We start from the raw sequence: 23,755 nt of genomic DNA on the forward strand, positions 1-23,755 counted from the left end.
CTGGTTGGCAATCAGGTGTTGAGTGCAAGTGCACAAGGGAGCTTGACTGTGAGACTGACAGGTCGAGCAGGGACGAAAGTCGGGACTAGTGATCCGGCACCGGCAAGTGGAAGCGGTGTCGCTCAACGGATAAAAGGTACCCCGGGGATAACAGGCTGATCTTCCCCAAGAGTCCATATCGACGGGATGGTTTGGCACCTCGATGTCGGCTCGTCGCATCCTGGGGCTGGAGTAGGTCCCAAGGGTTGGGCTGTTCGCCCATTAAAGCGGCACGCGAGCTGGGTTTAGAACGTCGTGAGACAGTTCGGTCTCTATCCGCCGCGCGCGTTAGAATCTTGAGGAAGGCTGTCCCTAGTACGAGAGGACCGGGACGGACGAACCTCTGGTGTGCCAGTTGTTCCACCAGGAGCACGGCTGGTTGGCTACGTTCGGAAGGGATAACCGCTGAAAGCATCTAAGCGGGAAGCCTGTTCCAAGATTAGGATTCTCACCACCTTGAGTGGGTAAGACCCCCTACAGACTATGGGGTTGATAGGCCAGAACTGGAAGCGCAGTAATGCGTGCAGGTGACTGGTACTAATCGGTCGAGGACTTACCACACACATAACATTCGCCAAAACGAGCACTGATGGCTCACAGAAGATTATGCGTGTAACAATTCACAGAAATCCGGCCCGTGAGGGTTGGTTCGCGTCCACTATGCAATGTCTGAGACAACACATGTGTTGTTTCGCAGTGTTACGGCGGCCATAGCGAAGGGGAAACGCCCGGCTCCATTCCGAACCCGGAAGCTAAGCCCTTCAGCGCCGATGGTACTGCACTCGTGAGGGTGTGGGAGAGTAGGACACCGCCGGACTAAAATTAGATACAGGATGAAGGCCCTTGGGGATCGTGTCGAACGCTCAGTGAGTGTTCCACTCCCCAGGGGCCTTCGTCATGTCCAAGTACAGTAATAGCGTGAGTCGCCGCGGAGGCGACGGGAAGTGGGTGCACCGTGGCCGATTCGAACGGCGACCGCCGGCAGCGTGCCGGATTCACCAATCCCGCCGATCGGGCGGACCGAGGCAACGGCGGAGATTCGTCACGTGGCACCGGGCGGAGCAACGATCGGGGCGCCGGCCGTGGCTCGAACGATGACCGTCGCGCAAGCGGCGAGCGTTCGGGCGGCCAGCGCGGCGGGTACCAGGGCCGAGGCGGGGACTCCCGTGGCGGCGACCGCCGCGACAACCGGAGCGGCGACTCGCGTGGAGGCCGTGACTTCGGTGGCAACCGCGGCGGTGACTCGCGCGGTGGTGAGCGTCGCGACTTCGGTGGGAACCGCGGCGGTGATTCCCGTGGCGGCGAGCGTCGTGAGTTCGGCGGCAACCGTGGTGGAGACTCCCGTGGTGGTGACCGTCGTGAGTTCGGCGGCAACCGTGGTGGAGACTCCCGCGGTGGCGATCGGCGCAGCTTCGGCGCGAACCGTAGTGGTGATTCCCGTGGTGGTGACCGTCGTGAGTTCGGTGGCAACCGTGGTGGAGGCTCCCGCGGTGGCGATCGGCGCAGCTTCGGCGCGAACCGTAGTGGTGATTCCCGTGGCGGCGAGCGCCGTGAGTTCGGTGGCAACCGTGGGGGTGACTCCCGCGGTGGAGACTCCCGCGGCGGTCGGAGCTTCGGCGGCGACCGGCGCTCGGGCGGATCGGGCCCCCGCAACGGCTCGCGCCCCGGTGGCCAGGGCGGTCGCCCGGGCGGCGGCTTCCAGCGCGACGACCAGCGGTCCGAGCGGCCCCGGACACGCGCGGGCGAGCCGTCGATCCCGAACGACGTCGATCCGAGGGAGCTCGATCCGGCGATCCGCCGTGACATGCTCAGCCTCGACAAGAACAACGCACAGCTCGTGTCCTCGCACCTCGTGATGGCCGGCCGTCTGCTCGATTCCGATCCTGCCGCGGCGTTGGCACACGCGCGGGCGGCAAGGGAGCGTGCGGGCCGGATCGCGGCGGTCCGTGAGGCCTGCGGCATCGCGGCCTACATGAACGGCGAGTGGTCCGAGGCGCTCAGCGAGCTGCGAGCGGCCAAGCGGATGGGCGGGACGCTCAACCTGCTGCCGATGATCGCCGACAGCGAGCGCGGCCTCGGCCGTCCCGAGAAGGCCATCGAGACGGCGCGCGGTGATGAGGCGGCCACGCTCACGGGCGACGACCGGACCGAGCTGCGGATCGTCGAGGCCGGCGCGCGGATGGACATGGGGGACTACGACAAGGCCGTCGTGACCCTGCAGGCCGAGGACCTCGACCCGTCCCGGCGCGGCTTCCACGCCGCCCGCCTGTTCTACGCCTACGCCGACGCTCTGCTCAACGCGGATCGTCGTGCCGACGCGTTGACCTGGTTCCTGAACGCGGCGGCCGCCGACGAGGATGAGTTCACCGACGCCGAGGAGCGGGTCGCCGAGCTGTCCTCCGAGGATCCCCACGATTTCGCTGAGACCGACGAGAACATCGAGACCGACGAGATCATCGAAGCTGCGGAGAACGTCGGGACCGCGGACGACGCCGCTGACCTCGAGGCCGCCGACAGCACCGACGACGCGCGCGAATGACCGCCGGTCTGGTCTCCGCGTACGACCGCCTGCTCGTCGACCTCGACGGCACCGTCTACGCGGGGGCCGTGGCGATCCCCGGCGCCGCGGAGGCGCTCGAAGGCCTACCGGTCACCTACGTGACCAACAATGCCAGCCGCGCACCGTCGGACGTGGCACAGCACCTGCGGGACCTGGGCTTCCAGGCCCCCGACGATGCCGTCGTGACCAGCGCCCAGGCGGGCGCGGGTCTGCTCGCGTTCCTGGTCCCCGCGGGCACGCCCGTGCTCGTCGTGGGTGCGCAGGCGCTTCGCGAGGAGGTCACGGCGCGTGGCCTGATCCTGGTGGACCGCGCTGAGGAGGCGCGCGCCGTGATCCAGGGGCACAACCCGGAGACGGGATGGGCGCTGCTGTCCGAGGCGGCGCTGGCGATCCGCGCCGGCGCGGTCTGGGTCGCCACCAACACCGACGCGACGCTCCCCACCGAACGCGGACTCCTCGTGGGCAACGGCTCGATGGTCGCCGCCGTCATGAACGCCACCGACCGCGCCCCGCAGGTCGCGGGCAAGCCCGGCACGCGCATCCTCACGGACGCCGTCGAGGCGACCGGCGCACGGACGCCGCTCGTCGTCGGCGACCGCCTCGACACCGACATCGAGGGCGGCAACGCGCTCGGCGTCGACACCTACCTCGTGCTCACCGGCGTGAACGGCGTGGCGGACGTCGTCGCCGCGCCGGACGTGCACCAGCCCACCTACCTGGCCGCTACCCTCGCGGGGCTCCGCGCTCCGCGCGCGGAATCCGTGCCCGGGCCGCGTGCCGGGTGGACCGCCACCGTCGAGGGCGACGAACTGATCCTGACCGGCGCTCCCGGTGCCGATCCCGCGCAGTCCGCGTACCCCGCGGTCGCGGCGGCGCGGGAGCTTCCGGAGGAGCGCCGCGCGGGGCTGCGTCTGGTCATCCGATAGCGTGGTGACCGTGGACGCAGCTGTGTTTCGCGGGGACGAGCCCGCCGATGTGCGCATCGCCGTCGAGGACCTCATGCACCGCGTCGACGAACTCGACGCGGCCCCGGTCGTCGACCCCGGAGCGGTCGCGGGTGTCGGCGAACTGGCGACCCTCGGGCGGCAGGCCGCGCTGTTCGAACAGGCACACCACCTACTGGTCGACGCCCTGGACACCGTGGATCGGGCCTGACGCGATGGCGCGCAGAGTACGGCTCGACGCCGAGCTGGTCCGCCGCGGCATGGCCCGGTCCCGCGAGCACGCCCGCGAGCTGATCGAGGCCGGTCGCGTCACCGTCAACAAGCAGGTCGCCCGCAAGGCCGCGAACCAGATCGACCCCGCCGACCCGGTGCACGTGACCGCCGTCGCCGGCGAGATCGAATGGGCCTCGCGCGGGGCGCACAAGCTCCTCGGGGCGCTCGCCGCCTTCCCCGACATCCCGGTCGAGGGCCGACGGTGCCTCGACGCCGGCGCGTCGACCGGCGGCTTCACCGACGTGCTCCTGCACCGCGGCGCGGAACGCGTCTACGCCGTCGACGTCGGCTACGGCGAGCTCGTGTGGCGGCTCCGCGACGACGCGCGGGTCACCGTCCTCGACCGCACCAACGTCCGGTTCCTCGAGCCCGAGCAGGTGGGCGGCCCCGTCGACCTCGTGGTAGGCGACCTGTCGTTCATCTCGCTCGGCCTGGTACTGCCCGCACTCGCGCGCTGCACCGCCGTCGGGGGCGACCTGCTGCCCATGGTCAAGCCGCAGTTCGAGGTGGGCAAGGGGAACCTGGGAACCGGTGGGGTAGTGCGGGATCCGCAGCTCCGTGCGAGCGCCGTCCGCGGCGTCGCAGAGGCCGCAGCGGCGTCCGGACTGGCCACGCGAGCCGTCACCTTCAGCCCGTTGCCCGGACCGTCCGGCAACGTTGAGTACTTCCTGCACCTGCGGCGCGAAAGCGACGAGGCCGCCCCCACTCTGCTTTCCAACGACCTGGACGAGATGATCGAGACGGCAGTGACGGAGGGACCGCAATGAGCGACCGCACGTTCCTGGTGGTGGTGCACACGTTGCGCCACGACGTGGACCGCACCGTCGATGACATCCGCCGCCGCCTGGATGCGGCCGGCGTGCGCATGAAGCTCGAGAGTGACGTGCAGGAGGCCGCGGACGACGCCGCGGTCGGCTGCGAGGTCGTGGTCGTGCTCGGCGGCGACGGCGGATTCCTCCGGGGCGCCGAGCTCGCGCGCCGCGCGGACGTCCCCATCATCGGCATCAACCTGGGCCACGTCGGCTTCCTCGCCGAGTCCGAGCTCGACACCGTGCCGGAGACCATCGACGACCTCCTGCACCGCCGGTACACCGTGCACCCCCGGATGACGCTGGACATCGCGATCCACGACGGCGACGAACTGGTCACGCAGGGCTGGGCGCTCAACGAGGTCTCCGTCGAGAACCGTTCGCGGCAGGGCCTTCTGGAACTGGTCACTGAGGTCGACGGGCGCCCCGTCTCGCGCTTCGCCTGCGACGGGCTGCTCGTGGCGACCCCCACGGGATCCACGGCCTACGCCTTCTCCGCGGGCGGCCCCGTGATGTGGCCCGACCTGGAGGCCCTGCTCATCGTGCCGAGCAACGCGCACGCCCTGTTCGCGCGGCCCATGGTCACGAGCCCACGGTCCACCGTCGCCGTCGAGGTCGAGGGCAGCCGGTCGGAGGCGATCGCCTTCTGCGACGGACGCCGCACGCTGGAGATTCCCGAGCGCGGGCGCATCGAGATCCGTCGCGGCGCGGAGCCGGTGCGGTTCATCAAGCTGGGGGCGGGTCCGTTCACGGACCGCCTGGTGACGAAATTCCAACTGCCGATCAGCGGCTGGCGCGGCCGCCGCGAGGGCACTGACGGCACGGGGCGTCGGCACGACGCCGGAATCGGGGGATAGGGACGTGCTCGAGGAGATCCGGATCAACTCGCTCGGCGTCATCGAGCAGGCGGCCGCGGAGTTCGCGTCGGGACTGACGGTGCTGACGGGCGAGACCGGTGCCGGCAAGACCATGGTGGTCACCAGCCTGCACCTGCTGGCCGGAGCGCGCGCCGACCCCGGCCGCATCCGCGCCGGGGCCGACAAGGCCGTGGTCGAGGGGCGCTTCTCCCTGTCCGGGGCCAGCTCCGCCGGCGCCGTGCGGGAGGTCGTCGACGGTGCCGGGGGCGAGCTCGACGACGACGCCGTGATCGCGGTGCGCAGCGTCGCGGCCGACGGCAGATCCCGTGCGTACCTCGGCGGCCGGAGCGTCCCGGTGGGGACACTGTCCGAGTTCGCCGGGCCCCTGCTGACCGTGCACGGCCAGAACGACCAGCTGCGGCTGCTGCGCCCCGAGCGACAGCGCGACCTGCTCGACGCCTTCGCGGGCGCGCCCGCGGGCAAGGCGCTGCGGAAGTACCAGGGGGTGCGCGAGGAGTGGCTCGCCGCGCGCGCCGAGCTCGCCGACCGGACCACCCGATCCCGGGAGCTCGCGCTGGAGCAGGACCATCTCACCGCGTCGCTCGCCGAGATCGACGGTGTCGAGCCGGTCCCCGGCGAGGACGTGGACACCGTCGAGAAGATCAAGCGGCTGTCCGATCTGGACAGCCTCCGCGAGGCCGCGGACACCTCGTACGCCGCGCTGACGGGCGCCGGGTACGGCGCCGACGGCGAGGGCGCCGGGTCGGTGCTCGACCTGCTCGGCACCGTCCGCGCGGCGCTGTCGGGGTCCGACGACGCCGCGCTCCGCGCGCTCGCCGAGCGCGTGGAGGAGGCCGCGACCGTCGCCGGCGACGTGGCCACCGAGCTCGGCGGGTACCTCTCCGACCTGCCCAGCGACCCGTCGGAGCTCGAGTCGCTGCTGCTGCGCCAGTCCGAGCTCAAGACCCTGACCCGCAAGTACGCGCCCGACATCGACGGCGTCATCGCCTGGGCCGACCAGGCCCGCGAGCGGCTCGAGGGGATCGACACGTCCGCGGAAGGCCTGGCGGCGCTGCAGACCCGCGTCACCGCGCTCGAGTCCTCACTCGCGGAGGCGGCGGTCGCGCTCACCGCGGCCCGCGTCAAGGCCGCGGGGTCGCTCGGCAAGAAGGTCACCGGCGAGCTGCGCAAGCTCGCCATGGGCGGCGCGTCGATCACCGTCGACGTGGCGCCCGACGCGCTCTCGCCCGAGGCCGACGGCACCGGCGTCGTGGTCGACGGTGCGCCGCGCCGCGCGGGTGCGCACGGCACGGACGTCGTCGAGTTCCGGCTCGTCGCGCACGACGGCGCGAACCCGCTGCCGATCGGCAAGTCCGCGTCGGGCGGCGAGCTCTCCCGCGTCATGCTGGCCCTCGAGGTCGTGCTCGCGGCCACCGAGCAGGGCCTGACCATGGTCTTCGACGAGGTCGACGCCGGCGTCGGCGGCAAGGCCGCGGTCGAGATCGGCCGCCGGCTCGCGGCACTCGCGCAGCGGCACCAGGTGATCGTCGTGACCCACCTGCCGCAGGTCGCCGCCTTCGCGGACACGCACCTGACCGTCGGGAAGCAGACGGGCAAGGGATCCGTCACGTCCACCCTGACCGCGCTGTCGCGCGACGAGCGGATCGCCGAGCTGGCCCGGATGCTCGCCGGGCTGGGCGATTCCGATACGGGTCGCGCGCACGCGGAGGAGCTGCTCGAGGCGGCGGACTCGGACAAGGTCGCGCAGAGCGGAGAACACGCCGGAGACCGGTGACGGCCCGACCAACTCCGCGGTCCCTGGGATCGCGGGGCGCACGCGACGGAGTGACACCCGTGTGATTCAAGTTTCGTGTGTTGTCGGCGCGCCTCCCGTGACTTCTGTGACTCACGGGGCAATATGTGCGACATGAAGCTCACTGGCCTGCTGTCCCGCAACACGTCGAACCTGCCCGGCGTCACCGGCACCGCCCGGGTCGACAAGGACACCACGCGTCTGCTCGGCCGGATCGGCCGCGGCGACATCGTGGTGTGCGACGAGCTGGACCTCGACCGCACCACCGCCGATCTCATGGTCGAAGCCGGGGTCGCGGCGGTGGTCAACGCGTCGCCGTTCATCTCCGGTCGGTACCCGAACCTCGGACCCGAGGTGCTGGCCGCCGCCGGGATCGAGCTGGTCGACGACGCCGGCAAGGAGGTGTTCTCCCGCATCAAGGACGGCGCCAAGGTCCGCGTGCACGAGGGCCGCGTGTACGCGGGCGAGCGCGAGCTGGCCGAGGGCGAGGAGCTCACCGACACGGACGTCACCTCGCGGATGCTCGCGGCGCGCTCCGGCGTGGTCGATCACCTCGAGGCCTTCGCCGGCAACACGGTCGAGTTCATCCGCGTCGAGTCGCCGCTGCTCATCGACGGCGTCGGCATCCCCGACGTCGAGGTCAACCTCAGCGACCGTCACGTGCTGGTCGTCTCCGACGGCGCCGACCACGTCGAGGACCTCAAGCGCCTCAAGCCCTTCATCAAGGAGTACGCGCCGGTGCTGATCGGCGTGAACCGCGGCGCCGACGCCCTCGTCAAGGCCGGCTACCGGCCGGACCTCATCGTCGGCGACCCCGAGATGATCACCACGAACACGCTGCGCTCCGGCGCGCAGGTCGTGCTGCCCGCCGCGCCCGACGGCCACGCGCCCGGCCTCGAGCGGATCCAGGACCTCGGCATCGGCGCGATGACCTTCCCGGCCACCTGCTCCGCGGCCGACCTCGCGCTGATCATCGCCGACCACCACGGCGCGTCGCTCATCGTCTCCGTCGGTCACTCCGCATCGCTGGAGGAGTTCTTCGACGCCGGCCGACGCGAGTCGAACCCGTCGACCTTCCTCACCCGCCTCAAGGTGGGCACCAAGCTCGTCGACGGCAAGGCCGTCGCGACCCTCTACCGCAGCCGCGGGCACGGCGGCGCGATCGCGCTGTTCATCCTCGCCGCGCTGGTCGCCGTGGTCGTCGCGGTGCTGGTCTCCAACCAGGGCCACGACCTGCTGCAGTGGGTCATCGACCAGTGGAACCGTTTCGCGCTCTGGGTCCAGGGCCAGTTCCGGGCCCTCTAGGTGCCGGGCCCGTCGCGCCGACTCCGTTCGCCCGGCGCTCGCCGCCCGGCCCTGGTCTGGGCGGCGGTGCTGCTGGCCTTCGCCGTCGGCGTCGCGCTGGGCGGGGGAGTCCTCGCCCGGTTCACCACTGACGGTGACCTCAAGGACCTGCGCGCGCAGGTCGAGGGTCTCGAGCGGCAGAACACGGAGCTCACCGACCGAGCCCGCGCGGCCGACTCCTTCGCGGACGCCGCGGCACCGTCGGCTCTGGGACGGGGGCTGAACGGCATCCCGGTCCTGCTCGTGACCGCACCCGCGGCCGACGCCGGGGATCTGGCGCAGATCACCCGTCGGATCACGCAGGCCGGCGGCACCGTCGCCGGCACCCTGAAGCTGACCGACGACCTCTACGCCGAGGACAAGGCCGAGCGGCTCCGGGGCGTCGTCGACAACGCGGCCCCGAACGGCGTCACCGTCGACGCCTCCCTCGTCGACCCCCGCGCCCGCGCCGGCGATCTACTGGGCGCCGTGCTGCTGTCGCAGGGGAGCGTCCGGCCCCCGTCGAACGGGCGGGCCGACGCGCTGGCCGCCCTCAAGCAGGCCGGATTCGTCGACTTCTCCGGCCCGACGGTGCCCGGCGCGCGCGCCGTGGTGATCGTCACGGGCGGAACGGTGCCCGGCGATCGGGCCGGGCAGGGGCAGGGCATCGGGCGGCTCGCCGCCGGGCTGTCCCGGCACGGCGACGGTGCTGTGCTCGCCGGCCGGACCGGATCGTCGCAGGGTGCGGGCCCGATCGTGGTCGTGCGCCAGGACAAGGAACTGAGCTCGCGGCTCGCCACCGTCGACGACGCCGACACCGTCGTCGGGCAGGTGTCGACGGTGCTCGCGCTCGTGCAGGCGACGCGCGGCGATGTCCGCGCCTACGGATCGGGTGTTCGCTGACGGCAGGTGATAGATTGGAGTCCCGTAGATGAAGCAGGTCCATCCGCTCGAATACGGGAGTCTCGTTGCCCTCTCCTCGCGTTGGCGCGCGTGTCGCCACCAAGCACATTTTCGTCTCCGGGGGCGTTGCGTCCTCGCTGGGTAAGGGCCTGACGGCCTCCAGTCTGGGACAGCTCCTCACCGCACGTGGTCTGCGTGTGACCATGCAGAAGCTCGATCCCTACCTCAATGTCGATCCGGGCACCATGAACCCGTTCCAGCACGGTGAGGTCTTCGTCACCGAGGACGGTGCCGAGACGGACCTCGATGTGGGCCACTACGAACGGTTCCTCGACCGGAACCTCTCCGGCATCGCGAACGTCACCACCGGCCAGGTGTACTCGACGGTGATCGCCAAGGAGCGCCGCGGCGAGTACCTGGGCGACACGGTCCAGGTCATCCCGCACATCACCGACGAGATCAAGGCCCGCATCCTCGCGATGCAGGCCCCCGACGCCGAGGGCATCGTCCCCGATGTCGTGATCACCGAGATCGGCGGCACCGTCGGCGACATCGAGTCGCAGCCCTTCCTCGAGGCCGCGCGCCAGGTGCGGCACGACGTCGGCCGCGACAACGTCTTCTTCCTGCACGTGTCGCTGGTGCCGTACCTCGCCGCGTCCGGCGAGCTCAAGACCAAGCCCACCCAGCACTCCGTCGCGGCGCTGCGCAGCATCGGCATCACGCCCGACGCGCTGATCCTGCGCTGTGACCGCGACGTGCCCGAGGGACAGCGCAACAAGATCGCGCTGATGTGCGACGTCGACATCGACGGCGTCATCTCCTGCCCCGACGCGGGCTCGATCTACGACGTGCCGAAGGTGCTGCACCGCAACCAGCTCGACGCCTACGTCGTGCGCAAGCTGGGCCTGCCGTTCCGGGACGTCGACTGGTCCGTGTGGGGCGATCTGCTCAAGCGGGTCCACGAGCCCCGCGAGACCGTCAACATCGCGCTGGTCGGCAAGTACATCGACCTGCCCGACGCCTACCTGTCGGTGACCGAGGCGCTGCGCGCCGGCGGCTTCGCCAACTGGGCGAAGGTCCAGATCTCCTGGGTGCCCTCCGACGACTGCGAGACCGAGGCCGGCGCGTCCGCGGCGCTGCGCGACATGGACGGCATCCTCATCCCCGGCGGCTTCGGCATCCGCGGGATCGAGGGCAAGCTCGGCGCCATCCGCTACGCCCGCAAGCGCGGCGTGCCGCTGCTCGGCCTGTGCCTGGGCCTGCAGTGCATCGTCATCGAGGCCGCCCGGTCGGTGGGCCTCGACGGTGCCAGCTCCACCGAGTTCGACGACGACACGCAGTACCCGGTCATCTCGACGATGGCCGACCAGGAGCAGGCCGTCGCCGGCGAGGCCGACCTCGGCGGCACCATGCGCCTCGGTGCCTACCCGGCGACGCTCGAGCGCGGCTCGATCGTGGCTCAGGCCTACGGTTCGACCGAGGTCTCGGAGCGGCACCGTCATCGCTTCGAGGTCAACAACGCTTACCGCGACAAGGTCGCCGAGTCGGGCCTGACGTTCTCCGGCGTCTCGCCCGACGGGCACCTCGTCGAGTTCGTCGAGTACCCGAAGGACGTGCACCCGTTCCTCGTCGGGACGCAGGCGCATCCTGAACTGAAGTCGCGTCCGACCAGGCCGCATCCGCTGTTCGCGGCCTTCGTCGGTGCGGCTCTGAAGTACCGGTCCGAGCTCGAACTGCCGGTCGGCGTCCGCACCGCGGCGGAAGAGGTACCGTCGGAGGATGACCACGCAGATGACTGAGCAGCTCGAATCGCTCGGTTCCGTGCAGACGCACGATTTCCGGGCGCTCAGCAGCGACACCGTCTACGAGGGGCCGATCTTCGCGGTCCGCCGGGACGAGGTGACGATGCCGGGCGGTGGCATTGCCATGCGTGACGTCGTGGAGCACGACGGTGCCGTGGCCGTCGTCGCCATGAACGCCGACGGCGCCATCGCCATGGTCAACCAGTACCGCCACCCCATGGGTCGGCGGATGCTGGAGATCCCCGCGGGCCTACTCGACCACACCGGCGAGGAGGAGCCCGTCTGCGCCGCGCAGCGCGAGCTGGCGGAGGAGACGGGGCTCGGCGCCCGCGAGTGGCACGTCCTCGTCGACCTCGCGCCGTCGCCCGGGTTCACCGACGAGATGGTGCGCGTCTATCTCGCCACCGATCTGCGGTACTGCGAGATGGCCGAGCAGGAGGACGAGGAGCTCGACATGACGGTCGAGTGGATCGCCATGCCCGACGCCGTCCGGATGGTGCTGTCCGGTGAGATCGTCAACTCCACGTCGGTGAGCGCGATCCTGGCCGCCACCATGGTCACGGACGACGACACGCCGCTGCGCTGCTCCGACGCGCCCTGGCCCGGACGCCCGACGGCCCTCGCGGCCCGCAAGGGCCGGCCCGTGGAGGGCGAGGCGTAGCGGTGGCGGACGCGCTGCTCGCCGGTCCGTTGGAGGGCCAGCTGCGCGCGTACGTCGACCACCTCACCGTCGAGCGCGGCGCCGCCGCGAACACGCTCAGCAGCTACCGCCGGGATCTCGAGCGGTACCGCGAGTACCTGTTCGGGCTCAATGTCGACGACCTCGGTGCGGTGACCGAGGCGCAGGTCAGCGGGTTCCTCGTGGCGCTGCGCTCCGGTTCCGCGGACCATCCGCCGCTGGCGGCGAGTTCGGCCGCCCGGTCGCTGATCGCCGTGCGGGGGCTGCATCGGTTCGCGGCCGCCGAGGGCATGGCCGCGGCCGACGTGGCCCGCGAGGTGCGGCCGCCCGCGCCTGCGAAGCGGCTGCCGAAGGCGCTCCCGGTGGAGCAGGTGATCGCGCTGCTCGAGGCGGCGGGCGGCGACGCCGAGTCCGACACCCCGTCGAGGTTGCGGGACCGGGCGATGCTGGAGCTGCTGTACTCGTGCGGGGCGCGGATCTCCGAGGTCACGGCGCTCGACGTCGACGACATCGACGCGGAATCCCGGTCCGTGGTGCTGCTCGGCAAGGGCGGCAAGCAGCGGGTGGTGCCGATCGGCCGGCCGGCCCTGGCCGCGCTGGACGCCTACCTGGTGCGGGGGCGGCCGTCGCTGGTGAAGCGCTCGAATCCCGCGCTGTTCCTCAACGTGCGCGGCGGGCGACTCTCGCGGCAGTCGGCGTGGCAGGTGCTGTCCGCGGCGGCGGAGCGGGCGGGGATCGATACGTCGACGGTGCACGTCTCCCCGCACACCCTGCGCCACTCGTTCGCCACGCATCTGCTGGAGGGCGGCGCCGACGTGCGCGTGGTGCAGGAGCTTCTCGGTCACGCTTCGGTGACGACGACGCAGGTGTACACGCTGGTGACGGTGCAGGCGCTGCGCGAGGTGTACGTCTCCGCGCACCCGCGGGCGCTCGGCTGAACGCCGGGGCGGGCGCGGGCTGCCGCGGGGCGGGCGTGGGCCGGCCGCGGGGCGGGTGCGGGGCGGGCGCGGGCGAGGTGGGATCGATCGCGGAGTGATGCGTCCGACGCATCTCCTCTGACCTGCGGTGATGTGCTGAGGCTATGCGATTCGTGCATACCCCCGGTCGTGGTCATCGCTCGCGCACTGTTCGAGCCACTGTGCGAGCGGGCAGAACGGGTGCGGGAACCCATCCGCACCCGTTTCGCGCGACCGCACCCGGCACGCCGGGTGCGACTGGGCGCTCCGGGTGCGGCAGGCCATCCGCACCCGAAATGCGCGCTAGGGTTTCACCACACAACGGGGGAGGTTGCTGTGATCGAACCGGGGACGACGTTCGCGGGATATGTCATCGAGCGGACGCTCGGTGCCGGCGGTATGGGTGAGGTGTACGTCGGGCGGCATCCGCGGTTGCCACGCTCGGATGCGATCAAGGTACTGGGCGCGCAGGTCAGCGGGGATGAGCAGTTCCAGGCGAGGTTCCATCGCGAGGCGGAGTTGGCGGCGGGGCTGTCGCATCCGGCGATCGTGCAGGTCTACGACCAGGGCGAGGACGACGGTCGGCTGTGGATCAGCATGCAGCTCATCGATGGCAGGGATGTCGGGAAACTCGCTGCGGCGGGGCCGATTCCGGTGCCGGAGGTCGCGCGGATCATCTCGACGGTGGCCGACGCGCTGGACTTCGCCGGTGCTCGCGGGCTGGTGCACCGGGATGTGAAGCCGGCGAACATCCTGGTCAGCGAGGCGGGGCATGTGATGCTCACCGATTTCGGGATTGCCCGGATGGGTGCGGAGGCCTCGGACCTCACCGGGACGGGGATGACTGTCGGGACGCTGAACTACGCGTCGCCGGAACAGTTGCAGGGCGAGACCGTGGACACCCGGTCGGATCAGTATTCGCTGGCCGCGACCGCGTATCACCTGCTCGCGGGCACCCCGCCGTTCGCGGACTCCAACGCGGTGAAGGTGATCACCGGCCACCTCGGATCGCCGGTGCCGTCGCTCGCGACTCGCCGTCCGGGCTTCTCATCGGAGGTCGACGCTGTGCTCGGCCGGGGCCTGGCGAAAGATCCGACGCACAGGTTCGCGTCGAGCCGCGAGTTCGCCGCCGCCCTGCAGTCGGCCCTGTTATCGGGTCACTCCGACGTCACCCTGCACGCCCCGCACGCGAGTGCCGGGTTCGCTCCGCTGATGGCGCCGCCCGCCGGGGTGGTGCCCTCGCCACCGCCCATCCCACGCCCGACGGTGCCTCCTGCTCGCGGGAGCTGGTTGGTCAGTGCCGCAGTGATCATGGTCGCTGCGCTGATCTTGGGGATCGGAAGGCAGCTTGCGTGGACGCAGTCCACGTGGTTCTTCGTGGCCTCGGCGTTCGCGTGCCTTGGGGTGGCGGGATACGTGGGGTCCACAGGACTGAGTCTCGGCCGGCGGTACATCGCTGCTTCGATGTTCGTGCTCCTTGGGATCGGCTGGGCGCTTCAGGTAAGTCTGCCGAGCAACGTCATTGCGGTCGTCGCTGCGCTCTTGGCCCCGACTGCCTGGGGAGTGGCGCGGCGACGAGGCGGCCGGTGGGCGTGGTCGCTTCTGGCGACGCCACTGTTGTTCGTCGGTGGTTTCGCGGCAATGACCGTCTTGGACCGCTCGATCGGGCTGTCCTTCGGTTCGTGGCTCGCGGTGTGGTTCGTTCTGGTCTTCACACTGCCGCTTGTACTTGTCGGCCTACTGGGGTGGCTGATCGACTGGCTGCAGCACCGTCGGGAATCGAGCCCGAGCGCACTGTCGAACCCGGGGAACGGGACATTCGATCCGACCGGACCGACGCAGCTGCGCGGATGACCCGCGTGCCGATGCGGCACGCATTTCGACACGCGCATTAGGGTGGTGGGGAAGCACGAAGGAGGTGGGCTAGTGGCGGCAGCGCCCGACGCGGAGAACCCGGGCCTGGACCTGGGGGAGCTGGATCATCACCACGCACCGAAGCCCACGGCCGAGGACGGTCTGGACGCCACAGGTCGGCCGCACGTCGAGTTCCCGGAGCCCACGCCGAAGACGAGCCACGGCCCCGCGCGCGTCATCGCGGTGTGCAACCAGAAGGGCGGCGTCGGCAAGACCACGACCACGATCAACCTCGGCGCCTCGCTCGCGGCGTACGGCCGGCGGGTGCTGCTCGTCGACCTCGACCCGCAGGGGGCGCTGTCCGCGGGCCTCGGCGTCGCGCACCACGAGCTGGAGCTCACGGTGCACAACCTGCTCATGGAGTCGCGTGTCTCCGCCGACGACGTGCTGCTGCGCACCCGGGTCGACGGCCTCGACCTGCTGCCGTCGAACATCGACCTCTCCGCTGCCGAGATCCAGCTGGTCAACGAGGTGGGTCGCGAGCAGACGCTCGGCCGGGCGCTCTACCCGGTGCTGGATCGCTACGACTACATCCTCATCGACTGTCAGCCGTCTCTCGGCCTGCTCACGGTGAACGCGCTGGCCTGCGCCGATCAGGTGCTCATTCCGATGGAGTGCGAGTACTTCGCGTTGCGTGGCCTGGCTCTGCTCACCGACACCGTCGACAAGGTGAAGGATCGCCTGAACCCGCGGCTGGGCATGGCGGGGATCGTGGTCACGATGTTCGATTCCCGGACGCTGCACTCGCGCGACGTGATGGCGCGCGTCGTCGAGGTGTTCGGCGACGCGGTGTACCACTCGGTGATCTCGCGCACCGTCCGCTTCCCGGAGACCTCCGTCGCGGGGGAGCCGATCACCTCCTGGGCGCCGAAGTCGTCCGGCGCCAACGCCTATCGCGCCCTCGCGCGCGAGGTGATCGCGCAGGAGAAGTGAGTCCCACCGATACGCAGCCGGTCGACGCCGAGCCGATCGAGGCCCTCGCCGGCACTGTGGACCAGGTGCCCGGGCCGGCCGCGCCCGACGCCCCCGGACCCGTCCCCGACGGTGCCGCCCAGGCGGACGGGGAGCCGGAGGCACCGTCGGGCTTCACGGTGAAGCTCGCGAACTTCGAGGGACCGTTCGACCTGCTGCTGCAGCTGATCGGTGGGCACCGCTTGGATGTCACCGAGGTGGCGCTGCACGTGGTCACGGACGAGTTCATCGCGTACACGAAGCAGCTCGGCGCGGACGCGGACCTGGACCAGACCACCGAGTTCCTCGTCGTCGCGGCGACGCTGCTCGACCTGAAGGCCGCTCGTCTGCTGCCGTCCGGCGAGGTGGAGGACGCGGAGGACCTGGCTCTGCTCGAGGCGCGCGATCTGCTGTTCGCGCGGCTGCTGCAGTACCGCGCGTACAAGCAGGTCGCCGAGCTGATGGCCCAGCTGGAGGCGAAGGCGAACCGTCGGTATCCCCGGGCCGTGGGCCTGGAACCCCGGTTCGAGGAGCTCGTGCCCCCGGTCCGACTGGGCGTCACGCCGGAGCAGTTCGCGCTGGTCGCGGCGTCGGCGTTCACGCCCAAGGTGAAGCCGACGGTGGGCCTAGGGCACCTGCACGTGCCGAAGGTCTCCGTTCCCGAGCAGGCCAAGCTCATCGCGGCGCGGCTGCGGGAGCGGCCGGACCACTGGTCGGGCTTCGCGGAGCTCGTCGCCGATTGCGACTCGGGCATCGCCGTCATCGCCCGGTTCCTCGCGCTGCTCGAGCTGTACCGCGAGCGGGCGGTGCTGTTCGACCAGCCCGAGGCCCTCGGCGACCTGAAGGTCCGCTGGTCCGGCGAGAACGATGGCACGGTGGTCGGTGGCACCGTCGACGAATACGACGAGACACCCGAGGAGGACGAATGAGCGAGCAGGCCGAGGACTTCGCCCTGGTCGAGGGCATGGAACCCGACGAGCTGCGGTCCGCGCTCGAAGCGCTCCTGCTGGTGGTGGACGCCCCCGCGACCGCGGAGCAACTGGGCGCCGCGCTGGAGGAGCCGGAGGAACGGATCACCGCCGACCTGCGCACGTGGGCCGGCGAGCTCGCCGAGCGCCGTTCCGGGCTGGAACTGCGCGAGTCAGCGGAGGGCTGGCGCCTCTACAGCCGGGCGGAGTACGCGCCCTACGTCGAGCGCCTGCTGCTCGACGGCGTGCGCTCCAAGCTCACCCGCGCGGCGCTGGAGACCCTCGCGGTCATCGCCTACAAGCAACCCGTGACCCGCTCCCAGGTCGGCGCGGTGCGAGGCGTCAACGTCGACGGCGTCATGCGCACCCTCGCGGCCCGCGGCCTCATCACCGAGGCCGGAGCGATCGCCGGCGCCACGACCTACGCGACCACCGAGATGTTCCTCGAGCGGCTCGGTCTGACCTCGCTCGACGAGCTGCCGCCGCTCGCGCCCCTGCTGCCCGAGGTCGACGTGATCGAGGACCTCAGCTCCACGCTCGACGAGGAGCCCAGGTTCGCGAGACTCGGCCGCAAGAGCGCCGACGTGATCGGATTCGATCCCGATGCCTGATCTCTCCGTCGTCCTCCGGGAGGCCTTCCCGCTCGGCGCCGCAGGTCCGACGGTCCGCCGCTGGTGGCCGCTCGTCCTCACCGCGCTCGTGGCCGGGTTCACCGTCTGGGCCGCGACGGTGCCGTGGTTCGGGCTCACCGTCGGCCGGGTGGGTGTGCCGGTCGGGTTCACGGGCACCGGCCGGACCGTGGACACCGGCGATCACGGCATCGGTGCGAGCACCGACGGCGTGCTCCCGTGGGGATACGCCACGGCCGGGCTCGCGGTCGTCGCGCTGATCCTGGTGGTCGTCGCGTCGGTGCGGCCGACCTTCGCCGCCCGCGGCCGTGCGATCGCGAGCGGCCTGTTCGGGCTCGCCGCCGTGCTGTCGATCCTGCTCTGGATCTTCCCCGCGATGATGCTGAGCGGTCTCGACGACCTGACCGGCGGGAAGGAGGGCGGCGACCCGCTGTTCTTCCCACCGAGGGCTGGTCTGGTGTGGACCATCGTGCTCACCTCCGTGGCTGCGACGCTGCTGTTCATGGGGCGCCGCAACCGCCCGCTGAGCGAGGCGCGCACCGCGCCGCGCTGACGAATACCGATTTCGGCCGCGACCTGCGATCATGGAGGGATCATGAACAGACCCGCTCGCCGTGATGGCACACCGGACAGAAACCGAACCAACGCACCGAAACAGGGTGCCAAGAAGACCCAGAGGCAGGCCGGGCGCCAGGGTGGCGTACCCCGCCTCTCCAACGCGAAACCCGCACGCACGCAGAACGTCCCCGCGCCGGACCCGACGGATTTCGCACCGTCGGACCAGGGGACCGCGCTTGCGGGCCCGGGTGAGCAGATCCGCCTGCAGAAGGTGCTCGCGCAGGCCGGCGTCGCCTCGCGGCGCGTGGCCGAGGACATGATCGCCGACGGTCGCGTCGAGGTCGACGGCGAGATCGTCATCGAACAGGGGCGTCGCGTGGACCCGAACGTCGCGGTCGTCCGCGTCGACGGGGTGCGCGTGCTGGTGAATGAGAACCTCGTGCACCTCGTGCTCAACAAGCCGCGCGGCTGGCAGTCGACGATGAGCGACGACATGGGCCGCCCCTGCGTGGGCGACATCGTCGCCGAACGCGTCGCCGCGGGGCAGCGCCTCTTCCACGTCGGCCGGCTCGACGCCGATACCGAGGGCCTGCTGCTGGTCACCAACGACGGAGAGCTGGCGCACCGCCTCATGCACCCGTCGTACGAGGTGCCCAAGACCTACCTCGCGTGGGTGCACGGCGAGGTGCCGCGCAGCCTCGGGAGCAAGCTGCGGAGCGGCATCGAGCTCGAGGACGGCCCCGTGAAGGCCGACAAGTTCTCCGTGCTCGAGGCGTCCGAGGGCCGGTCGATGGTGCGCATCGTGCTGCACGAGGGCCGCAAGCACATCGTCCGGCGGCTGCTCGCCGAGGTGGGGCACCCCGTCGAGCGGCTCGTCCGCACGCACGTGGGCTCCGTGGCACTGGGTGACCAGCGCCCGGGCACGCTGCGTGTCCTGGGGCGCGACGAGGTCGGCTCCCTGTACAAGGCGGTGGGACTGTGACCCTCGTGATCGCCATGGACGGCCCGTCCGGGACGGGTAAGTCGACGGTGGCCCGCCGTATCGCCGAGAACCTCGGCGCGCGGTACCTGGACACCGGCGCGATGTACCGCGCCGCGACCGTGTGGGCCCTGGACCAGGAGCTCGATCTGGCCGATCCGGCGGCCATCGCCGCCGGCACCGCCGACCTGCCGCTGGCGATGGGCTGCGACCCGCTGGCCGAGCAGGTCGAGCTCGACGAGATCTCGGTGACCCGCCGGATCCGCGAGGACGACGTGACCGCGGCGGTCTCCGCCGTCTCCGCCGTCCCCGAGGTGCGGGAGCAGCTGGTGGACTACCAGCGCGCGATCGCGGCCGACGACGAGACGCCGATCGTGGTGGAGGGCCGGGACATCGGCACCGTCGTGTTCCCCGATGCACCGGTGAAGATCTACCTGACCGCATCCGCGGAGGCGCGGGCGCAGCGCCGCCACGCGCAGAACACCGAGCTGGGCCTGCCCAGCGACTACGAGACCGTGCTGGCCTCGGTGCAGCGCCGCGACGGTCTGGACTCGACGCGGAAGGTCTCGCCCCTGCGGCCGGCCGAGGACGCGATCGAACTGGACTCGTCGGACATGAACCTGGAGGAGACCGTCGCGGCGGTGGCCGAGTTGGCCGAGCGCGCACTGGCGGCCTCCCGCGACAAGGAGGTCACGCGATGAGTGACAACGAGTTCGAGTACGCCGGCTCGGATGCCGCGGACGGCACCTGGGACGACGAGGGCGACTTCGCCGACTACGAGGGCGATTTCGCCGATCTCGAGGCGGAGGCCGCCGAGGCCGCGGCGAAGCTGCCGACGGTCGCGATCGTGGGCCGCCCGAACGTCGGCAAGTCGACACTGGTCAACCGCATCCTGGGCCGCCGCGAGGCGGTGGTCGAGGACATCCCCGGCGTCACCCGCGACCGGATCAGTTACGAGGCCAACTGGGCCGGCCGCCGGTTCCTCGTGCAGGACACCGGCGGGTGGGAGCCCGACGCCAAGGGCATGCAGCAGTCGATCGCCCAGCAGGCCGAGGTCGCCATGCGCACCGCAGACGCGGTGGTCGTGGTCGTGGACGCCACCGTCGGCGCCACCGCGACCGACGAGGCCGTCGCCCGCGTGCTGCGCCGGTCGAAGACCCCCGTCATCCTCGCGGCGAACAAGGTCGACGATCAGCGCACCGAGGCCGAGGCCGCGTCGCTGTGGTCCATGGGTCTCGGTGAGCCGCACACGATCTCCGCGGCGCACGGCCGCGGCACCGGTGACCTGCTCGACGTGATCCTGGAGGCCCTGCCCGAGACGCCCCGCGAGGGCACCGGCGGCACCGGACCGCGCCGCATCGCGTTGATCGGCAAGCCGAACGTGGGCAAGAGCTCGCTGCTCAACAAGCTCACGGGCGAGAACCGCTCGGTCGTCGACAACGTCGCGGGCACCACCGTCGACCCCGTGGACTCGCTCGTCGAGCTCGGCGGCAAGACGTGGAAGGTCATCGACACCGCGGGCCTGCGCAAGAAGGTCAACCAGGCCAGCGGCCACGAGTTCTACGCGTCGCTGCGCACCAAGGGCGCGATCGAGGCCGCCGAGGTCGCGATCGTGCTCATCGACGCCTCGCAGCCGATCACCGAGCAGGACCTGCGGGTGCTGTCGATGGTGATCGAGTCCGGCCGCGCGCTGGTGATCGCCTACAACAAGTGGGACCTCGTCGACGAGGACCGGCGCTACCAGCTGGAGAAGGAGATCGACCGGGAGCTCGTGCAGATCCCGTGGGCGCTGCGCGTGAACATCTCCGCGCAGACCGGCCGCGCTCTGCAGAAGCTGGTCCCGGCGATCGAGACCTCGCTGGAGTCGTGGGACAAGCGCATCCCGACGGGCCGCCTGAACAACTGGCTGCGCGAGGTCATGGCCGCGACCCCGCCGCCCCTGCGCGGCGGCAAGCTGCCCAAGGTGCTGTTCGCGACGCAGGCCGCCACCCGCCCGCCGACCTTCGTGCTGTTCAGCTCGGGCTTCCTCGAGGCGGGATACCGCCGCTTCCTCGAGCGTCGCCTCCGCGAGGAGTTCGGTTTCGACGGTTCGCCGGTGCGGGTGAACGTCCGGGTCCGCGAGAAGCGCGCGAAGAAGTAGCGTGAGCTCTCCGGCCGCCGGTGCGGCGGGTCCGACGGTGCCGGGTACGGTTCCGCGCCGCCAGGTCGTGGCGTGGTGCACCTGGGATTGGGGAAGCGCCGCGTTCAACGCGGTGATGACCACGTTCATCTTCACCGTGTACCTCACCGGCGCCGTCGGGAAGGACCTGCCGGGGTCGATCAGCGCGACCAGCTGGTTGTCGTGGGCGATGGCCGCGGCCGGCCTCGTCGTGGCGGTGCTCGCGCCGGTGCTCGGCGGTCGGTCGGATGCCGCAGGACGGCGGAGGTTCTCGCTCGCGGTGTGGAGCGCCGTGGTCACGGTGTGCACCGCGGGCTGCTTCTTCGTGCGCGACGAGTACCAGTACCTCTGGCTCGGCCTGTTGCTGCTGGCCGTCGGTACCGTCGCCTTCGAGCTGGCGAACGTGCCCTACTACGCGATGCTGCGGCAGGTCTCGACCCCCGAGACCATCGGGCGCGTGTCCGGAATCGGCTGGGCCTGCGGGTACTTCGGCGGCATCGTCCTGCTGCTGCTGTGCAACTTCGGCTTCATCGCCGGTGACGGCCCGACGCGGGGCTTCCTCGACGTTCCCACCGAGGGTGGGCTGAACATCCGGTTGGTGGCGGTGTTCGCGGCGGTCTGGTTCGGCGTGTGCGCGCTGCCGGTGCTGTTCGTGGTCCCCGAGCTCCCGCCCGACGGGACGGCGCACCGTCGGGGGATCGTGGGCGCGTACCGAGAGCTGTTCGCGACCATCGGATCGCTGTGGCGCGAGGACCGCAACGTCGTGTGGTTCCTGGTCTCGTCGGCGGTGTTCCGCGACGGTCTCGCTGCGACCTTCACCTTCGGCGCGGTGCTGGCGCATTCCGTGTACGGGATGAGCGAGTCGACGGTGTTGTTGTTCGGTGTGGCGGCGAACGTGGTGGCCGCGCTGGGCGCGGTGATCGCCGGGCGGTTCGACGACCGGATCGGCCCGAAGCCGGTGATCGTGACGTGTCTCGTCGGAATGCTGTTCGCGGGGACGGTGCTGCTGTTCGTCCGCGGTGAGGCGATGTTCTGGATCTTCGGACTGATGCTCACGGTGTTCGTGGGCCCGGCGCAGTCCTCCGCCCGCTCGATGCTGGCGCGGATGACGGTGCCCGGGCGGGAGGGGCAGATGTTCGGGCTCTACCAGACCACGGGGCGCGCCGCGTCGTTCCTCGGCCCGGCACTGTTCGGCCTTTTCGTGTGGGCGTTCGGCACCGATCGCGCCGGCATCGGCGGGATCATCGTGGTGCTGGCACTGGGGCTGTTGCTGCTCACGCGGGTCCGGCCGGCCCGCGACCGCGCGTTGGCGTGAGCAGCCTTTCCGCTCGCACTCGGATTCTGGCCGATTCGGACAGGCCGGTCAGCGGTGCACCGCGTCGATCGCCTGTTGCTGCGTGAAGCCCAGCTCCATCGCGGCGGCGAGGTAGTCCCGGGCCAGGCGCTCCAGAGACTCCGTCGGCGGCGCGACGGTGGCCGTGGGCGGCGTGAGCACATGTGTCCCGCGCCCGCGCCGGGACTCCACCCACCCCTGCGCCTCCAGGTCGCGGTACGCCCGCCCGACGGTGCCCACCGCCACGTCCAGATCGCGCGCCAGCTGCCGGAGCGGAGGGAGCCTGTCCCCGGGCTTGAGGCCGCCCGACGCGATCACCCCGGCGATCTGCCGACGGATCTGCTCGTACGGGGGCAGCGGATCGTCCGCGCGCACCACGATCGCGGGTCCGGTCATGCTCGGACTTCCCGGAGGGCAGCAGCGGACGCTCCGGTCTTGCGGGGCCGGTTGGGAACGAGGAAGGCGAGGAACCCCCAGACTCCGAGTGCGAAGCCGAATGCGGCGCCGGCGGGGAATGCGTATTGCCCGATGGTCCACAACGTTGAATCCGCAGTCGAATGCGCGACCTGCAGTGCGGCGACCATGAGCGACCAACCGAGAACGACGAGCAGGATGCCGCTGGACACCGCGGTCGCCGCGATCGTGCGGGTGCTGACGCCGACACGGAGCATGATGTCGAGCTCTGCTTGATCGAGAGCACCCCATCGGCGCGCGCCGACAATGGTCGCGATCGCGAGGGCGGTCGAGGCCAGCACGACGATCATCACGGGAACCGCGTAGTAGGCGCCGGTGAACGGAGTCGTGATCTCGACGCCGCCGTACTCGCCGGGCGAGCTGAAGGCACGGGAGCGCCCGGCATCGTCGTCCGAGGCGACCGCGCAGCCGATCCCGGCGAAGGTGAGAGCGATGACGGCGCCGACCAGTGTCGCGGTGAGGAGCTTGCGGGGCGCGGTGTCGCTGACGCGGCGGGTCGTGAGCGACGCCGCACGGGCCGTCCCCCGTGATCTGACTGCGGAACCGATGATCGCCGTCGCGACGGCGAGCCCGACCTGCAGCACGAACAGCGCCACGGGGAAGGCGAGGAGCAGGCCGCGGCCGAGCTCGTCGGTCGCGATGAGCGCGGTTGCTGCTGCGATCGCCAGCGCGCTCGATACGCCGAGAGCGACCGCCACGGAGCGGGATGCGCGGCGCGCTTCGGGGGTGCGTGGAGCCGTTGTGTCGGTCGTGACCAGGACGTAGATCAGTCGGGCGATCACCGCGAGCACAGCGAGCGGGATGAGAGGAAGCAGGAAGATGAGTGTGAGCAC

General features: G+C 70.8%; 23 protein-coding genes and 2 rRNA genes. 22 read left to right on the forward strand and 3 right to left on the reverse strand.

Annotated elements, in window-relative coordinates:
* Window positions 1-600: ribosomal RNA gene (locus AXK61_RS15575) — 23S ribosomal RNA — on the forward strand; the annotation flags it as partial.
* A 139-nt stretch (window positions 601-739) separates the two neighbouring features.
* A 5S ribosomal RNA gene (gene rrf / locus AXK61_RS15580) occupies window positions 740-856 on the forward strand.
* A 225-nt stretch (window positions 857-1,081) separates the two neighbouring features.
* On the opposite strand, the gene AXK61_RS26005 is transcribed toward rrf, so the two are convergent.
* Window positions 1,082-1,888, reverse strand: coding sequence for a hypothetical protein (locus tag AXK61_RS26005; RefSeq protein ID WP_068569852.1), 807 nt, complete (start codon window positions 1,886-1,888; stop codon window positions 1,082-1,084).
* On the opposite strand from AXK61_RS26005, the gene AXK61_RS15585 reads away from it, so the two are divergent.
* The 20 genes from AXK61_RS15585 (at window position 1,877) to AXK61_RS15680 (ending at window position 22,430) form a co-directional block, all read left to right on the forward strand.
* Window positions 1,877-2,578, forward strand: a complete 702-nt coding sequence (locus AXK61_RS15585; protein WP_197466826.1) for a hypothetical protein — start codon at window positions 1,877-1,879, stop codon at window positions 2,576-2,578. The two genes, AXK61_RS26005 and AXK61_RS15585, sit on opposite strands and share 12 nt — an antisense overlap.
* On the forward strand, window positions 2,575-3,525 hold the full coding sequence (locus tag AXK61_RS15590; protein ID WP_068746212.1) for an HAD-IIA family hydrolase: 951 nt from the start codon (window positions 2,575-2,577) through the stop codon (window positions 3,523-3,525). The genes AXK61_RS15585 and AXK61_RS15590 overlap by 4 nt, the downstream gene beginning before the upstream one ends.
* A 10-nt stretch (window positions 3,526-3,535) precedes the next feature.
* Complete coding sequence (locus AXK61_RS15595; protein ID WP_231855569.1) at window positions 3,536-3,754, forward strand: hypothetical protein; 219 nt, start codon at window positions 3,536-3,538, stop codon at window positions 3,752-3,754.
* A gap of 4 nt (window positions 3,755-3,758) precedes the next feature.
* Window positions 3,759-4,583, forward strand: a complete 825-nt coding sequence (locus AXK61_RS15600) for a TlyA family RNA methyltransferase (RefSeq protein ID WP_068746214.1) — start codon at window positions 3,759-3,761, stop codon at window positions 4,581-4,583.
* A complete protein-coding gene (locus tag AXK61_RS15605) occupies window positions 4,580-5,482 on the forward strand; it encodes an NAD kinase (RefSeq protein WP_068746216.1) in 903 nt (300 codons plus the stop codon). Before AXK61_RS15600 ends, AXK61_RS15605 begins: the two co-directional genes overlap by 4 nt.
* 4 nt (window positions 5,483-5,486) lie before the next feature.
* Window positions 5,487-7,277, forward strand: a complete 1,791-nt coding sequence (recN, locus tag AXK61_RS15610; protein ID WP_068746219.1) for a DNA repair protein RecN — start codon at window positions 5,487-5,489, stop codon at window positions 7,275-7,277.
* 132 nt (window positions 7,278-7,409) lie between these two features.
* Complete coding sequence (gene steA / locus AXK61_RS15615; protein WP_068746221.1) at window positions 7,410-8,600, forward strand: putative cytokinetic ring protein SteA; 1,191 nt, start codon at window positions 7,410-7,412, stop codon at window positions 8,598-8,600.
* Window positions 8,601-9,521, forward strand: a complete 921-nt coding sequence (locus AXK61_RS15620; protein ID WP_082789375.1) for a copper transporter — start codon at window positions 8,601-8,603, stop codon at window positions 9,519-9,521.
* A gap of 65 nt (window positions 9,522-9,586) precedes the next feature.
* Window positions 9,587-11,320 (forward strand): CTP synthase, encoded by a 1,734-nt coding sequence (locus AXK61_RS15625; RefSeq protein ID WP_068746225.1) that lies wholly within the window; start codon window positions 9,587-9,589, stop codon window positions 11,318-11,320.
* Window positions 11,301-11,984 carry an NUDIX domain-containing protein gene (locus AXK61_RS15630; RefSeq protein WP_414930003.1) on the forward strand — a complete coding sequence of 228 codons (684 nt, stop codon included), beginning with the start codon at window positions 11,301-11,303 and terminating at the stop codon, window positions 11,982-11,984. The genes AXK61_RS15625 and AXK61_RS15630 overlap by 20 nt, the downstream gene beginning before the upstream one ends.
* A gap of 2 nt (window positions 11,985-11,986) precedes the next feature.
* Window positions 11,987-12,940 (forward strand): site-specific tyrosine recombinase XerD, encoded by a 954-nt coding sequence (locus tag AXK61_RS15635; protein WP_068746229.1) that lies wholly within the window; start codon window positions 11,987-11,989, stop codon window positions 12,938-12,940.
* Window positions 12,941-13,108: 168 nt separating this feature from the next.
* Window positions 13,109-14,812 carry a serine/threonine-protein kinase gene (locus tag AXK61_RS15640; protein WP_231855570.1) on the forward strand — a complete coding sequence of 568 codons (1,704 nt, stop codon included), beginning with the start codon at window positions 13,109-13,111 and terminating at the stop codon, window positions 14,810-14,812.
* Window positions 14,813-14,917: 105 nt separating this feature from the next.
* Complete coding sequence (locus AXK61_RS15645) at window positions 14,918-15,805, forward strand: ParA family protein (protein WP_156485699.1); 888 nt, start codon at window positions 14,918-14,920, stop codon at window positions 15,803-15,805.
* A gap of 56 nt (window positions 15,806-15,861) precedes the next feature.
* Complete coding sequence (locus tag AXK61_RS15650; protein WP_082789386.1) at window positions 15,862-16,752, forward strand: segregation and condensation protein A; 891 nt, start codon at window positions 15,862-15,864, stop codon at window positions 16,750-16,752.
* Window positions 16,749-17,402, forward strand: a complete 654-nt coding sequence (scpB, locus tag AXK61_RS15655) for an SMC-Scp complex subunit ScpB (protein WP_068746235.1) — start codon at window positions 16,749-16,751, stop codon at window positions 17,400-17,402. The genes AXK61_RS15650 and scpB overlap by 4 nt, the downstream gene beginning before the upstream one ends.
* Window positions 17,395-17,973 (forward strand): hypothetical protein, encoded by a 579-nt coding sequence (locus AXK61_RS15660; protein ID WP_068746237.1) that lies wholly within the window; start codon window positions 17,395-17,397, stop codon window positions 17,971-17,973. The genes scpB and AXK61_RS15660 overlap by 8 nt, the downstream gene beginning before the upstream one ends.
* A 42-nt stretch (window positions 17,974-18,015) precedes the next feature.
* The gene (locus AXK61_RS15665) at window positions 18,016-18,960 is read left to right on the forward strand and encodes a pseudouridine synthase (RefSeq protein ID WP_068746238.1); all 945 of its coding nucleotides are present in this window, start codon (window positions 18,016-18,018) and stop codon (window positions 18,958-18,960) included.
* 14 nt (window positions 18,961-18,974) lie between these two features.
* Window positions 18,975-19,658, forward strand: a complete 684-nt coding sequence (cmk, locus tag AXK61_RS15670) for a (d)CMP kinase (RefSeq protein ID WP_068746343.1) — start codon at window positions 18,975-18,977, stop codon at window positions 19,656-19,658.
* Window positions 19,655-21,097 (forward strand): ribosome biogenesis GTPase Der, encoded by a 1,443-nt coding sequence (gene der / locus AXK61_RS15675; protein ID WP_068746240.1) that lies wholly within the window; start codon window positions 19,655-19,657, stop codon window positions 21,095-21,097. The genes cmk and der overlap by 4 nt, the downstream gene beginning before the upstream one ends.
* Before the next feature lies 1 nt (window position 21,098).
* Window positions 21,099-22,430: an MFS transporter gene (locus AXK61_RS15680; RefSeq protein ID WP_231855571.1), complete on the forward strand. Its 1,332-nt coding sequence runs from the start codon at window positions 21,099-21,101 to the stop codon at window positions 22,428-22,430.
* Window positions 22,431-22,478: 48 nt separating this feature from the next.
* Here the strand turns inward: AXK61_RS15680 and AXK61_RS15685 are convergent, their stop codons facing one another.
* Together AXK61_RS15685 and AXK61_RS15690 are read right to left on the reverse strand one after the other, a co-directional pair.
* Complete coding sequence (locus tag AXK61_RS15685; protein ID WP_068746244.1) at window positions 22,479-22,844, reverse strand: GntR family transcriptional regulator; 366 nt, start codon at window positions 22,842-22,844, stop codon at window positions 22,479-22,481.
* Window positions 22,841-23,755 carry a hypothetical protein gene (locus AXK61_RS15690; protein WP_068746247.1) on the reverse strand — a complete coding sequence of 305 codons (915 nt, stop codon included), beginning with the start codon at window positions 23,753-23,755 and terminating at the stop codon, window positions 22,841-22,843. The genes AXK61_RS15685 and AXK61_RS15690 overlap by 4 nt, the downstream gene beginning before the upstream one ends.

Origin of the sequence: Tsukamurella pseudospumae, assembly GCF_001575205.1 — a bacterium.
Lineage (GTDB): Bacteria > Actinomycetota > Actinomycetes > Mycobacteriales > Mycobacteriaceae > Tsukamurella > Tsukamurella pseudospumae.